Origin of the sequence: Bacillus cereus, from assembly GCF_007678085.1 — a bacterium.
Taxonomy (GTDB): Bacteria; Bacillota; Bacilli; order Bacillales; family Bacillaceae_G; genus Bacillus_A; species Bacillus_A cereus_BE.
On the sequence record NZ_VEDW01000004.1, the window covers coordinates 630,871 to 645,133 of the forward strand.

The window sequence follows — 14,263 nt, forward strand, 5'->3', positions numbered from 1 at the left end:
AAATGCACGAATCTCTTCGTGCATTAAAATAAAACATCTTCTTCATATAAATATTCATACGATAAATCTATAAATAAAAAGTTTTCATCATCAATTGGGAAAGAAAATGTTCGTACCATCTCACCGGTTTCAATATCAGCATATAAATCTGAAAGTCTTGCCTTATTCTCAAAACGCATTTTCATGATATTTTCTAAAAAATACGGACGCCAACTCCAGTTCTTCATATAATACTCAGGCATCACAATCCATTCCCCATCTTTTTTCATAACGTTTCCTGATTGTTGGAAACCATCTTCGTTACAAATAAATATGCGAAAACTACATTGTGATACACTTTGGCTAAATTGTAATAACCAATCATTTATATCTTCATTCTTTTTCTGTTTAGCTAGAACATCACCAATTCGATCACGTAACATTTCTGTTAAATTATAAATCTTTTGTAACTTTTTCTTCTCATGTTGAATAAATTGATGACACTCATTACCAAGTCGTTCTTTCAAAACGTTCGTTTCAATAAAATCAGGTAAGCATTCTTTCAAATAATTTCCTTGATAGTATCTACCACCGTTTTTCCAAGCATATTGTAGTTGATAAAAAGCATCTATTTCTTCATATAACAATGTCGCACCAATTCTTCTAGCAAGTAATGATAAAGAATATAAAATATCTTGATAAGATTGTAAAAGTGCAGTTTGCCTTAAGTTTGTTAAATCTACTTTTAAAATATCCGGTGCTAACACGCTAATACGTTCTAAATTACTTGTACCTGTTCCGACTTTATTAATCGAAATTTGAATACCATATGTACGATAATACATAAGCAAATGATTAAATTGCTCTATATCTTCTTTACATTCATGTTCTGTAATCTCTAAAACAATGTGTTTCAAATTTAAACCTTGCTCTTCATACATCAATAAAAGTTGAAGTAAACTTTCATCATCATCGTTCATTAATACGTTAGCATTTCGATGTATAAATAATAATAGTTGTTGATCACTTTCTAAATAACGATTTAAAGCTTTTTCTACTATAATGTTATCCGCTTCCAGTTGAAACTCACTTGGAATAGAATCATCATGAAAGAAAGAAGCTAAACTTTGTATGCCCTCTTCTGTTTGAATGCGTCCTACTACTTCATATCCAATTACAGTATGCTCATCAGCACTAAAAATAGCTTGATAATAAGGAAGGACTTTATCCAAGTTACTCATTACATCTAATGCATCTATCAACGTGCTTCCCTCCCTTTACTTTTCAAAAATTATAACATGATATTTACGGAAAAATAATAAAAAATCCCTTCAGTTTTCCTGAAGGGATTAGAGGGGTAAAATGCTAAGGGGAATTAGCAATTCTACTATGAAGAAAAAAGAGGTCTTAAATATAACGTATATATGACCTCTTGTAAACACCTTTCTTTCATGTGTCACAATTCCGTCACATTTAACCATGGAAAAATGAATCAAACATCCATTTTCTCATCCCTTTTAAAATGGATATTGATGCAAATGTTGTCCTCCATCCATTGTCATGCAAGTTCCATTTATGTACGCAGCTTCATCTGAACATAAATAATAAGCTAGACCTGCGATTTCTTCTGGCGTACCCAGCCTTCCAAGCGGAACACTTTGTATCGTACGCTTAGCCATTTCTTCTGAAATCCATAATTTATCAGCACCACCCGTACGTTCAATTGGTCCTGGCGCGATAGCATTAACTCGTATTCCATATTTACGTCCCCACTCTACAGCAAGCGTCTTCGTCATTGCTAATACTCCAGCCTTCGCTGCAGCCGAATGAATAACTCCTGGACCTGCATCCCATGCATATGTTGCTACCATGTTAATGATATTCCCTTTTATCCCTTTTTCAATCCAATATTTTCCGACAGCCTGGCTACAGTAAAATGTACCATTTAACACAATATTAATGACCGAATTCCAGCCATTTACGGATAAATCTTCTGCTGGACAAATAAAGTTTCCAGCTGCATTATTTATTAAAATATCAATTCGTCCAAACTTCTCATCAATCTGTTCAATCATTTTCTGAATATCATCCGTATTTCTTACATCCATTTGTACAGGTAATATTTGTCCTGGAAATTGTTCAATTTCCAACTTTGTTTCCTCTAGTTTTTCCTTTGTACGTCCTGTAATAACAACTCTTGCCCCTTCTTTTGCAAAACGAATCGCCATTCCTTTTCCCATTCCGCTTGATCCACCTGTTATAATAACTACCTTTTCTTTCACATACATCCCCTCCAAAAAATGAATATACATTCATTTTATCATTTTATTTAATAGAAATCTTTATATTTTTAAATTTTTCTGATATTTTAACGTAAAGAGGTTTATTTCATTCGTCTTTTTTCGTAATCTATACTATTTTTTTATTATTTAAAATATATTTTAAATAAACTGAAAGGAGATTTGAGTAACCTGTAAATGTAACGAACACATACGATATAAGTCAAATAGGTATACTCATATTTTTATGAAGAAAATTACAAGAAGAGATTTTTTAAAAGCTGGAATGCGCACTTGTCTATATTCATTTATAACCACTGGCATTGGATACTATTACGCTAAATATATTGAGCCTCATTTACTCTCTTTGACAGAGCATACACTTACATCACAGCTCATACCTAAAAGTTTTCATGGTATGAAGATTCTCCAATTTAGCGATTTACATCTCGGATACTATTTCTCTCTCCAACATTTATCTCAAATCGTTTCTAAAATTAATGCTGTAAATCCTGACATTGTTCTTTTTACTGGTGATCTCATTGATAATTATCAAACATATACTGACACTCCTTTCGTTGCATCCATTTTAAAAAATATACAAGCACCCTTCGGTAAATTTTCTATTTATGGTAACCATGATCACGGCGGATATGGAACGGAATACTATGAACACATCATGCGTGAATCTGGATTTGAACTGTTACTAAATAGTGAAAAGAAAATTCGTCTACTGGATAATAGTGAAATTTCAATTTTCGGTCTTGATGATATACTACTAGGCAAACCCAAAATAGAGGAGACACTACATCACGCGAGGCAAAACACTTATAACATTGTTCTTGTTCACGAGCCAGATATTGCACCCAAAATTGCTACATATCCAGTTAACTTACAGCTTTCTGGTCATAGTCATGGTGGACAAGTCCAAATTCCTTTTGTAGGTGCTATTATTACCCCATCACTTGCTAAAAACTATGTAGAAGGTTTCTATACGATTCAAGATTTATCTCTCTATGTAAATCGAGGCCTTGGAAGAACACGTGTCCCATTCCGATTTATGTCAAAACCTGAAATTACGATTTTCACGCTCCAACATTCGTAATAATTCGCCTATTTTCTTACATATCCTTTCTTGTACGCGCTCATCCACGTTTCGTTTACCATATGATAAAAGTGAGTCCAATAAAGGAGGTTTGTTCATGTATCCATATTATCAACCAATCCCAGTCCGTTCAGCACCTATTGGTCCAGTAGGCGACTCACGCTTCTTTCCGTTTTTTGGCGTTCCATTTTTAGCTGGCATTGCTGGTGGACTGCTCGGCGGAGCATTAGCTTTCGGTCCTAGACCGTATTACCCACCATATCCACCACCTTTCCCCCCGCCAACACCTTATCCTTGTTATGGTGGACCTTGTCAACAACCATACTATTATTAATGTACTGCAACAATTCTACTAATGTTATCCCCTTTCTTAACCGATTCATGATCCATTAATATGCTTACAATAAAAACTATTCTCTCTACGTATCCTTCTATTTAGAGAACGTATAATATGTAGGGAACAAAGTAAAAAACCTCTTTTTTAAGAGGTTTTTTACTTTGTTCCCATTATTCAGCATCCGTGTTTTGATACGCCATCTTAAACAACTTCACTTGGCTATCAATTTCTTCTGCACTACTATTAATAACATAGTAGTAGTCACCAGATTTATTTTGTTCACGCGTTTTCACATTATCAGCTAATGTAAGCTGTAAAATCGCCTTAATTCTCGCTTTCATTTCAATATCTAATATTGGGAAAGAAATTTCTACTCGCTTCTCCATATTTCGCGTCATCCAGTCAGCTGAAGATAAGTATATTTTCTCTTCTCCATTATGATGGAAATAATAAATTCGACTATGTTCTAAATATCTCCCTACAACACTAACTACCCGAATATTTTCACTTACATTTGGAATACCAGGCCTTAAACAACATGTTCCTCGAACAATAAGCTCTACCTTTACTCCAGCTTGTGATGCTTCATACATTTTTTTTATTAATGGTTTATCTGTTAATGAATTCATCTTAGCGATAATATATCCATTTCCATATTGCCTATGATAACGGATTTCTTCATCTATTAAATCCATAAATTGCTCTCTTATATCAAATGGTGCAACCGATAAATGATGAAAATGCGGCTTTGTTGTATAACCACTCAAATAATTAAAGAAATTTGTTGCATCGACCCCAAAGTCTTTTCGTGATGTAATATACCCAAAATCAGTATATAACTTTGCAGTTGCGTCATTATAATTTCCAGTCCCAAGATGTACGAACCTTTCAATTTTTCCGTTTTTTCTTCGTACAACTAGCGTAATTTTACTATGTGTTTTCAAGTGGCTTACACCGTAAATAACGTGACAGCCTGCCTTTTCTAATTCTTTAGCCCAATGCACATTATTTTCTTCATCAAATCTTGCCTTTAATTCAACTAATACCGTCACTTGTTTTCCTTTTTCAGCCGCTACCTTTAGCGCCTGAATAATCGGCGAATCTCCACTTACTCTATATAATGTTTGTTTGATCGCAAGTACATTCGGATCGTCTGCCGCATCACGGACAAAATCAACTACTGGCTGAAACGATTCAAAGGGATGATGTAATAAAATATCATGCTCAATTGCTTTTTCAAATACATCTTCCGCGTCCCCTAAGTCTTGAGGTCTTTGTGGAATAAGAGCCGGATATACAAGATGCTCATATAAAGGCGCTAGTTTTTTATATAAAGAAAATAGACATGTTAAATCTAACGGTCCATCCATTATATACACATCTTCATCTTTTACTTCCAACACCTCATATAATAGTGCTAATACTCTTTCATCAATATGCTCTTTTCCAACTTCTAAACGTACAGCAGCTCCCCACTTACGCTTCTTTAATTCTTTCTCAATTACCTTTAATAAATCCCTCGCACCTTCTTCATGAATTGTTAAATCCGCATTACGTGTAATACGAAAACGAGTAACAGATGATACTTTATACCCTGTAAATAATTTATGAGTAAAACCACTAATTACATCTTCTAACAAAATAAATTTATGCTTTTGCCCTTCACTCGGTAAAAATATAAAACGTTCGAGTAATGACGGAACTTGTACAATTCCTAACTTCGTGCGATTTTCTTCCTCCACTTGTTTCTCATCATATAAAAGAGTAGCTAAATTCAAACTTTTATTTAATAACATCGGAAATGGACGATATGCATCGATAGCTACAGGTGTTAAGACTGGGAAAATTTGCTCATCAAAATACTCTTCTATAAATTCTCTCTGTTCTTTCGTCAAATCATGGAATGTTAAACGCTCAATCCCCTCTTGATCCAGCGCTGGCAACACATAATTTTTAAACGTATTATATTGTACAGTCATTAATTCATGGGCCTTTATCGCAATTTTATTTAATTGCTTTTTGGGTGTTAAGCCAGCCTTATTTTCTGGTTGGTTAAACCCCGCACTCACTTGATCCTTCAATCCTGCCACTCGTACCATAAAGAATTCATCTAAATTTGAGCTAAAAATGCTAATAAACTTTAATCTTTCCAAGAGCGGATTCGTTTCGTCCTGTGCTTCTTGTAGTACACGTTCATTAAATGCTAACCAACTTAATTCTCGATTATTATAATAAGCTGTATCATTTAAATTTACTATGTTCCCCTTAGATAATTCCATTCTCTTCACACTTCCCCTTGAAACTTTTTTACTATAATTTAGTTACTTTCATTTTAGCAAATTACAATATTATAAAGTGTAAATTTTTCGTAAAGACATCCGTACAACTTAGTGTTTTGATTCGAAGAATAAGTTAATAGTTGTTTTCAATACTCTTTCCAGCTGCTTTTTTTGCTTTTCAGCTTGCACTTTTTCCGCTAATGCCGCTTGCTCACATACAATTTTAAATGTTAATCCTTCTTTGCTTTCTGTTATAGATATCGATTCAACAAGCGATCTTTGTCTTATATTTAGAGCTGCTGAAAATTGTAAAACAGCCCCTAATAGGCGAATTTTTTTTTGTTCGTTTTTATCAAACCATCCTTCAAATGGAGACAAATATTGTTTGAATAACATTTTTGATTTATAAGACGCAATAAGCGCTAATCTAACTCGCTCTTTATGCACCATACCATCAATTGTTTTATTCGCTAGTAAATAAAACGTATGTAGGCGGCTCGCTTCTTCGTCTATATATTTACCTATATTAAACACTTTCGCTGCTTGGTGAAATACTTCCCAGTCTTTCACTGACATAGAAATTAGCCCTGTTTCTTCAAGCTGTTGACAAATCAACCTTCCATGTTTAATAAGCTGCATTACAAATTCCATATCCATTTCATATTCATGTGATAATAAATACAAACTTTCTTCCACAACGTTCGGATAATATGAAATCCCCAAATCTTTTGTCAACTCTTCATAGAAAACGCCTTCTCGTAACCCTTTTCTACTTAATACAAATGCTGGTGCCTCTATAACATTAACAAGCGTATGAAAAACTTCGATTGCTGGAATAATTGTATCTGCTCGATCTTTTGCCAATCCTTCCAATTTTTGAAGTTCTATGAACGACAATGATTCCAATTCTTCTTTCACATTTTTAATATCTTCTTCTTTCATCTTATATAAATGTACCCCTGCTATAGGATAACAAATTAAATTTTGATGGATTTTCACTAAGTTTCTCGCACTACCACCAATTGCAATAAGAGGTAATTTCTTATCAATTAACCATGGTAATGTTCGAAATTGATATTCTAAGTACGTTTGAATCTTTTTCAACTCATCTTCATTAGGTATATCCCCCTTAATGAATTGTTGCTTTAAAGAAAGTGCTCCAAAAGGAAAGCTATGATACTCTAAAATCTCTCTATTTCGAAAGTATGTAACTTCTGTACTTCCTCCACCAATATCTACTGTAATTCCTTCAGAGAACGAAGTTGAATTCATAACTGCTAAATAGCCGTAACGCGCTTCCTCATATTCTGATAATATTCTAAGAGTAAAGTCTGTTTGTCCTTCAACAAGCTTTTTAATAGCCTCTTGATTCTCAGCCTGTCTAATTGTTGCTGTTGCAACACAAAGTACATGATGCAACTGGTGGAATCGTGTACTTTCTTGAAATTGAAATAATGTTTGTAACAATACCTCTATTCCTTCTTCAATCAATACACCATCGATTAAGTAATTCCTTAACCGAGCAACCACTTTCGTATTTTCAATCTCCTTATAAAAACCTCCGTTTTGCTTTTCATAAATAACTAAACGCATTGTATTAGATCCTATATCTATAATGGCATATTGCTGCTTTAATATTTCTTTCAAACTTCTCACTCTTTCATTATCAAATTTCTAAAACACATTCTATTACTATTATACAAAATAGTTGTTTTTTGTAACAATATTGCTTTAATATTGAAAATATATACAATCACTTTTTGCATATAATAAAAACCTCTTTTATTTATGTTATAATAATGAAAAATTGAAAGGAGATTCAATATGAAACCTTCACAACCACAATCTCAATTACAAAACCAACATTCTATTAATCGACTAGCTCAATCTATTTTCGTTGTGAATCGTCATGCTAAAGCTGCAACTAATCCGAAGTATTTATATTGGTTAAAAAAGACGGCTTTAGAACGCTTAATTGCTGAAAAAAAAGCTATTAAAGAAGGATTACATTTTTCTAGAAATCCACGTTTTAGCCAACAACAATCTGATGTTCTTATACGTTTAGGTGATTATTTTTTCCATATCCCTCCTACAAAAGAAGATTTTCGAATCCTACCACATCTTGGTCATCTTGAATCCTCCTATCGAAACCCGAAAACAAACTTATCTTTAACAGTAGCAAAAAAGACACTTCAAGATTATATTGGTCCTGAAGCACTGAAACAAGAAAAAAAATTAAGTGAACCTGTCCCATGGTATAGTCGTACTTATACAAAAAAATAAAACAGTTTGGCCAATTATAGGCCAAACTGTTTTATTTTTTCTCTTCTTTAATTTTAATATTTGCTTGTTTATAAAAAGCTATTTTTTCTGTATTATAAGTTTTTGTAAATTCATTAAACTTGTCTTTTTCTGATTCAATATCTTTATAAGACTGATTTACGACTTTTACTTTTTCACTAATATCTTTTAATTTTGTACCTTTATCTTGTAACATTGTATATAATTCTTTTTCTTGTTTTAACGATTTATTATAGCTATCATACATCTTGTTAAACGAATCGTGTCGTTTCTCATATGTGCTTTTCACTTTATCCGCTTGATCTTTCAATTTCTTATCTTCAATTTTCTTCACATATTTATCTGCTGACTTCACTTCTTCTTGTGCCTTATTTAAAGATTCTTTTTCTTTTTTAAGCACTTTTTCTCGTTCATCTGTATTTTTCACTGCTTGGTTCAGTTTTTCCTTAACAGTTTGATTATTATCTTTTCCTTCTTGAACAATCTGGTTATATAATTCTTGTCCCTCTTTTTCTAAAGTTTCAAGTTTCTTCGCATCTTCAAACATTGTTTTTTCTTGCTTTGCAGCATTTTCAAATGAAACATATAATTCCTCTTCTGGTTTCGGTCCAAAACAACCCGCCAGTAAAGTCATTGATAATGCAGTTACAATTGCTAATTTACTATACTTCAACATCTTTTTCCTCCTACTTATATACGATCATCGTGTAAAAAGCTATGAAATTATTTATCCTTTTATTAACTCCACACTCGCACCTTTTTACGAAAATCATTCATATTATTTATAATGCTTGTACAAATTGTATTACTCAAAATTACATTTTTGAACTAAATAACAGTTTCATATCTACCTTTTACTTGGCACTTTTTAAAACCTGTTTATACTATGTATTACATAAAAGTACAACGGAATTCATCACAGCCATAATAATTTGGAGAACAACGGTAATAATTCACCTGATAAAAGATGTTCGTTGTTCCGTCACGTCTATCATTCTATCATTCCCTTTCCGCTTTCTATCAAATAATCTCTTTGTTCATTTTACACAGTGTAAATGTCATCTTGCAACAACTTACAATTATTCTTGTCATTCCCTAAAAAGGAAAAGTGTAGAGCATGCTTTCCTCTACACTTTAAAAATGAAACACATTGTGCAAAATGCATTGACACATCCAACATAATTATATGCTTATTCCATATATTTTTAAAGACTTTTATTACAATAAAAGTTCTTTTTGTAATAAAAGTCAAAAGAATGTTACATTCAAAAACTTCTTCATATCATATTTCTTTAAATCAAAGTTTCACTGATTTCCTTACAAATCCCTATGCTGATACAATTGATTTTGTGCTTTTCTTAACAATTCTTCAAAAGTTTTCCCTTCTATTGGATAACTAGCAGCTCCAAATAATAGAGTCATACTTAACAAGCCATTTTCTATTTCACTTTCAATATTTTCCATTAATCTGTTTGTTATTGTCGACTTTTCATGTCCGTTATCAATCGCCACAATAACATACTTATTTTCATCCCATCTAGTAACGACATCCCCTTTACGAATTGTCTTTACAATCGCGCTCTCCAATTTTTGTACTAACGCCTCCAATTTTTTTTCTTGCACTGTTTCTTTTAGTTCTTTCCATTCTTTCATAGAAAGAATGTACACTGTAATATTATGAGAATCCCGTTCTGATAAAGCAGCTACTTTCTCAAAGAAATCAACTACAAAATCATTACTTGCCATTCCTCCTCCTTCCGTATCCATACGACCACTCGCTCTTTTATCATACCAATGCCCAAAATAATAACTGAGTACCATTTGCAATATATAAATAATAAAGACGGTATAAAATGATCGCGAATCCAGTTTTGTAATTACATCCTGAAGCGCAATCCATTCTGTAACTGCCACTGTATTCCCAAGTAATAATCCACTAATTTTCCCTTTATGTTTCATATTTCTCCTCCTTTCTATACCAATATATGTTTCTATAACAATTATGTTTTTCCACAAAATAAAAAATGTACATATTGAGTGTACATTTCCGCTTAAGCTTGTCTACCATCTCTATTCTATTTCATATATATACTATATATCGTTTTAGAAAGGTGGTGACCTATATGCTACAAAAAGAAAATCTATCAGATATTATACGTTTACTAGCCGGTTTTCTGTTATCGTTAAAATTACTATTTAATTCTTTCGGAGTGAACTTTATTTCAAACGATCAAATTGACGCTATTGTAAATGTTGTTTCCTTTCTGTTCATTCTATATTTTGGTTATAAAAATAATTATGTAGGAAAAAAAGGAATCGAGCAAAAAAAAGTACTCAAAAAGCACAACCTTCACTAAAAAAGGAACCTTTCATACAGGTTCCTTTTTTTCATTGCCGCACAACAACTTCATTTGTTTGCAGTGGACCATATGGTACTCCGTTATATTGAAATGTATATGTAGCCTGAAATAATGCATTTTTGAGTGCTTTATCTTTATTTGCTTTTATTTTACAAATTAATTCTACCTTTTCATTGGGTAATAAATTATCGATTCGCCACCTTACAAGTTGGAATAGAAACTCACTTACCCCCTTATCTGCCTTTAATGAATTGGGGATATATGCAAAATAATCGCGAATCATATGACTTACTACAACTCGTGAAATCATTTCCGTTCCTTTATTTTCAACTTCAATTCGAATAATAAGTATGTCGTTTACATCATAGGTCAGTTCATATGAAAATTTTTCTTTATACATACTACGGATTTGTAATGTAACTGCTACATTAGGACATTCGTTTTCCTTTTTTGATCCATCAATCCATAATACCGGTTGTAGCGGTATTGAACGCCTTCCTTGATCCGAAATTCGTTTCCATATTTTCATAATAATATTCACCCCATTTCAGATGCATCATCTATACGACCTTACTCTGCCTCTCTACCCAATATTAATAATGCTTGTTACAAACGCTATATAGTTATTACACTTCCTTTTATCCTATTCGACAATGTAAAGAAAAAACCATTTTTCCTCTGTTAACAGACGGTATTCTTACTGAAATATTTTTTTACAATTTCCTTCATTGACTTTATACCACCATTAAGTATTACTCACTCTTTCGCTGTCCATACAACAGAATATTTTGACGGATGAAAAAGTTTGCCTTTTAGTCAAATTTGACTATAATATTCTTTATGGCTTGTGCACTTGTGTAAATTGATTTGAAAGAACTGTCCTTTACATTTTTATGCGCTGCACTCAAAACTTAATATAGTTTACTTATTTTTAAAGGAGGGTTATATTTGGAATCTCAATTATCAAAAAAAGACTCCAACAAGACAAAATTTGTTGTTGCTGGTTTACTACTTGGTATTTTAATGGCGGCAATGGATAATACAATTGTTGCAACAGCAATGGCAACGATCGTTGGAGACCTAGGAGGATTTGACAAGTTCGTTTGGGTCACATCTGCATATATGGTAGCAACAATGGCAGGTATGCCTATATTCGGAAAACTTTCTGATATGTACGGACGGAAACGTTTTTATATCGGTGGCCTCATTCTTTTCTTATTCGGTTCTGCGCTTTGCGGAACAGCATCTAGTATTGAGCAGTTAAGTATTTATAGAGCAATTCAAGGGATTGGCGGGGGCGCTCTTATGCCTATTGCCTTCACAATTATGTACGATATATTCCCACCAGAAAAACGCGGAAAAATGACAGGACTATTCGGTGCCGTTTTCGGGACATCTAGTGTGTTCGGTCCTTTATTAGGTGCTTATATTACAGACTATATAAGTTGGCACTGGGTCTTCTATATTAATATTCCATTAGGGCTTATCTCCTTCTTCTTCATTACTAAATACTACAGTGAATCTCTAGAATTTAGAAAACAAAAAATTGATTGGGCTGGCGCTATTACACTTGTTATTAGTATCGTTTGCTTAATGTTCGCCTTAGAACTTGGTGGTAAAGAATATGCATGGAATTCCACTGTAATTATCGGTTTATTTACAACAGTTGTTATTATGCTCATTATTTTCTTCTTCGTAGAACGAAAAGCAACGGAGCCTATCATTTCTTTCCATCTCTTTAAAAAACCTTTATTCGCAGCTAGCCAAGGCGTTGCCTTTTTCTATGGTGCCGCTTTTATTATCTGTACAGTTTATATTCCAATCTTCGTTCAAGGTGTTCTCGGCGGTTCAGCCTCTAATGCTGGATTAATTTTAACACCTATGATGGTTGGCTCTGTAATTGGAAGTCAAACAGGTGGACAGTTAGCTTCACGAACAAGTTATCGTAACATCATGATCGTATCTGGCGTTTTCTTTGTAATTGGTATTTATTTATTAAGCACTTTAACGATGGATACACCTCGTCTACTTGTAACACTATTTATGGTTCTCACTGGACTTGGAGTTGGTTTCTCGTTCTCAGTTTTAAGTATGTCTTCTATTCACAAGTTAGAAATGCGAGACCGTGGTTCTGCTACATCAACAAACTCATTCTTCCGTTCACTCGGTATGACTCTTGGTGTAACAATTTTCGGTACCATTCAAAATCATATTTTTACTAATAAATTAAGCACGGTGTTCCCTCCTGAACTAGCTAAATTAGCTCCACAGGGCGGAGACACAAGTTTCTTATTATCACAAGGTGCTACCGAGAAGATGCCACCTGAAATATTAACTGGTATTAAAGAGGCTCTCGCTACATCTATTGCCAGCACATTCTTCTGGGCACTTATCCCGGCTGTGCTAAGTATTATTTGTATTTTACTTATGGGAAATGAACGACTATTTACAGGTCCAAAAACGAAACAAAAACAAAAGCAAGTAAGTTAGTATAGAAAATAGAAACGGCATACCCTTTATGAAAAAGGGTATGCCGTTTATAATATATAAAGTAAATCTTTGATCAGTAAGGAACCATTCCCACTGGTTATTATCCCTCACCAATCGGGATAAAGTTTCTATATACAGGAGAAAGAAACAGTAAACAAAAACATAGACAAAAGTGTGCATATATAGCAAAAAAGTAATTATGAAACAATATAAACCAAAAGAATTTTCAGAAATGCTTAATGTCTCTGTTAAGACATTGCAAAGGTGGGACAACCAAGGTGTTTTACCTGCTTACCGAAACCCAAAAGGAAGAAGATATTATACAGAAGAACAGTATAAGGAATATATGGGGATTCAAGAAGAACTTGTTCAGGATTTAATATCTATCATTCATGTATTTAGCTGTAGAATATATGGGTTGAGAAAATACAAAAAGAAAATGTCGGAGGATGGAGACTTATGAAAAGAGCATATTTAATAGAAATCAAACCGACAACTGAACAAATTAGTAAAATCCGTCAAACTATTGGGGTGTGTCGATATGTATATAACCTGTATATCTCTAAAAATAAAGAGGCATATGAGTCGGAGGAGAAATTTCTTAGTGGCTATGACTTTTCCAAATGGCTGAACAATATTCATACAAAAGAGTGTGACCAGTGGATTAAAGAAGTGTCGAGCAAAGCGGTAAAACAAGCGATTATGAATGGAGATAAAGCTTTTAAGCGGTTTTTTAAAGGTTTATCTAAGTTTCCACGATATAAAAAAAAGAGGAAGCAAGATGTGAAGTGCTACTTTCCGAAAAACAACAAAACAGATTGGACAGTAGAAAGACATAGAGTCAAAGTTCCTACAATTGGTTGGGTAAGGTTAAAAGAATATGGATATATCCCTAAAAATGCAACTGTAAAAAGTGGCACAGTATATCAAAGAGCAGGAAGATATTTTGTATCTGTACTTTGCGAATTGGAAGAAATGGCAACAAAGTTAGCACTCAATAAAATAGGTCTAGGGATTGATTTAGGAGTGAAGGATTTTGCTACACGTAGCGATGGGATCGTTCATGAAAACATCAACAAAACAATGAAAGTAAAAAAGATAGAAAAACGGTTAAAACGTGAACAACGCTCTTT

14 protein-coding genes are annotated in these 14,263 nt (G+C 33.3%); 7 read left to right on the forward strand and 7 right to left on the reverse strand.

Translation table 11 applies throughout. From position 1 onward, the window contains the following. Positions 1-23 precede the first annotated feature (23 nt). Complete coding sequence (locus tag FS742_RS20355; RefSeq protein ID WP_144614673.1) at positions 24-1,241, reverse strand: EAL domain-containing protein; 1,218 nt, start codon at positions 1,239-1,241, stop codon at positions 24-26. 255 nt (positions 1,242-1,496) lie between these two features. Next, positions 1,497-2,261 carry a 2,4-dienoyl-CoA reductase gene (gene fadH / locus FS742_RS20360; protein WP_000660897.1) on the reverse strand — a complete coding sequence of 255 codons (765 nt, stop codon included), beginning with the start codon at positions 2,259-2,261 and terminating at the stop codon, positions 1,497-1,499. A gap of 244 nt (positions 2,262-2,505) precedes the next feature. Between fadH and FS742_RS20365 the strand changes: the two genes are divergently transcribed. After that, positions 2,506-3,363 carry a metallophosphoesterase gene (locus tag FS742_RS20365; protein WP_144614675.1) on the forward strand — a complete coding sequence of 286 codons (858 nt, stop codon included), beginning with the start codon at positions 2,506-2,508 and terminating at the stop codon, positions 3,361-3,363. A gap of 97 nt (positions 3,364-3,460) precedes the next feature. After that, positions 3,461-3,697: a hypothetical protein gene (locus FS742_RS20370; RefSeq protein ID WP_048563234.1), complete on the forward strand. Its 237-nt coding sequence runs from the start codon at positions 3,461-3,463 to the stop codon at positions 3,695-3,697. 173 nt (positions 3,698-3,870) lie between these two features. On the opposite strand, the gene FS742_RS20380 is transcribed toward FS742_RS20370, so the two are convergent. Further along, the gene (locus tag FS742_RS20380; protein WP_144614676.1) at positions 3,871-5,979 is read right to left on the reverse strand and encodes a polyphosphate kinase; all 2,109 of its coding nucleotides are present in this window, start codon (positions 5,977-5,979) and stop codon (positions 3,871-3,873) included. A 108-nt stretch (positions 5,980-6,087) separates the two neighbouring features. Next, entirely contained in the window at positions 6,088-7,626 is a 1,539-nt protein-coding gene (ppx, locus tag FS742_RS20385) for an exopolyphosphatase (protein ID WP_144614678.1), read from the reverse strand. Between the two features lie 177 nt (positions 7,627-7,803). Between ppx and FS742_RS20390 the strand changes: the two genes are divergently transcribed. After that, on the forward strand, positions 7,804-8,262 hold the full coding sequence (locus tag FS742_RS20390; protein ID WP_000804861.1) for a YkyB family protein: 459 nt from the start codon (positions 7,804-7,806) through the stop codon (positions 8,260-8,262). Positions 8,263-8,293: 31 nt separating this feature from the next. On the opposite strand, the gene FS742_RS20395 is transcribed toward FS742_RS20390, so the two are convergent. Further along, a complete protein-coding gene (locus FS742_RS20395) occupies positions 8,294-8,956 on the reverse strand; it encodes a YkyA family protein (RefSeq protein WP_144614680.1) in 663 nt (220 codons plus the stop codon). 641 nt (positions 8,957-9,597) lie between these two features. After that, positions 9,598-10,239 (reverse strand): diguanylate cyclase domain-containing protein, encoded by a 642-nt coding sequence (locus FS742_RS20400; RefSeq protein WP_144614682.1) that lies wholly within the window; start codon positions 10,237-10,239, stop codon positions 9,598-9,600. A 164-nt stretch (positions 10,240-10,403) separates the two neighbouring features. On the opposite strand from FS742_RS20400, the gene FS742_RS20405 reads away from it, so the two are divergent. Further along, complete coding sequence (locus FS742_RS20405; protein ID WP_033691462.1) at positions 10,404-10,637, forward strand: SPP1 phage holin family protein; 234 nt, start codon at positions 10,404-10,406, stop codon at positions 10,635-10,637. A gap of 31 nt (positions 10,638-10,668) precedes the next feature. Here FS742_RS20405 and FS742_RS20410 read toward each other — a convergent pair whose 3' ends face one another. Continuing rightward, positions 10,669-11,169: a hypothetical protein gene (locus FS742_RS20410; protein ID WP_144614684.1), complete on the reverse strand. Its 501-nt coding sequence runs from the start codon at positions 11,167-11,169 to the stop codon at positions 10,669-10,671. 419 nt (positions 11,170-11,588) lie between these two features. Here FS742_RS20410 and FS742_RS20415 point away from each other — a divergent pair, with 419 nt between their 5' ends. The 3 genes from FS742_RS20415 to FS742_RS20425 form a co-directional block, all read left to right on the forward strand. Beyond that, on the forward strand, positions 11,589-13,130 hold the full coding sequence (locus FS742_RS20415) for an MDR family MFS transporter (RefSeq protein WP_087958519.1): 1,542 nt from the start codon (positions 11,589-11,591) through the stop codon (positions 13,128-13,130). A gap of 199 nt (positions 13,131-13,329) precedes the next feature. Continuing rightward, positions 13,330-13,593, forward strand: coding sequence for a MerR family transcriptional regulator (locus FS742_RS20420; RefSeq protein ID WP_000816200.1), 264 nt, complete (start codon positions 13,330-13,332; stop codon positions 13,591-13,593). Then, a partial coding sequence (locus tag FS742_RS20425; RefSeq protein ID WP_144614686.1) for an RNA-guided endonuclease InsQ/TnpB family protein occupies positions 13,590-14,263 on the forward strand: 674 nt, incomplete at its 3' end. The genes FS742_RS20420 and FS742_RS20425, both read left to right, overlap by 4 nt.

Bases quoted from the DNA above. Each gene is read 5' to 3' on its own strand.
- FS742_RS20365 (WP_144614675.1), top strand. From the start codon at position 2,506: ATGAAGAAAATTACAAGAAGAGATTTTTTAAAAGCTGGAATGCGCACT.
- FS742_RS20410 (WP_144614684.1), bottom strand. From the start codon at position 11,169: ATGAAAATATGGAAACGAATTTCGGATCAAGGAAGGCGTTCAATACCG.
- FS742_RS20370 (WP_048563234.1), top strand. From the start codon at position 3,461: ATGTATCCATATTATCAACCAATCCCAGTCCGTTCAGCACCTATTGGT.
- FS742_RS20400 (WP_144614682.1), bottom strand. From the start codon at position 10,239: ATGAAACATAAAGGGAAAATTAGTGGATTATTACTTGGGAATACAGTG.
- FS742_RS20395 (WP_144614680.1), bottom strand. From the start codon at position 8,956: ATGTTGAAGTATAGTAAATTAGCAATTGTAACTGCATTATCAATGACT.
- FS742_RS20420 (WP_000816200.1), top strand. From the start codon at position 13,330: ATGAAACAATATAAACCAAAAGAATTTTCAGAAATGCTTAATGTCTCT.
- FS742_RS20390 (WP_000804861.1), top strand. From the start codon at position 7,804: ATGAAACCTTCACAACCACAATCTCAATTACAAAACCAACATTCTATT.
- FS742_RS20405 (WP_033691462.1), top strand. From the start codon at position 10,404: ATGCTACAAAAAGAAAATCTATCAGATATTATACGTTTACTAGCCGGT.
- FS742_RS20380 (WP_144614676.1), bottom strand. From the start codon at position 5,979: ATGGAATTATCTAAGGGGAACATAGTAAATTTAAATGATACAGCTTAT.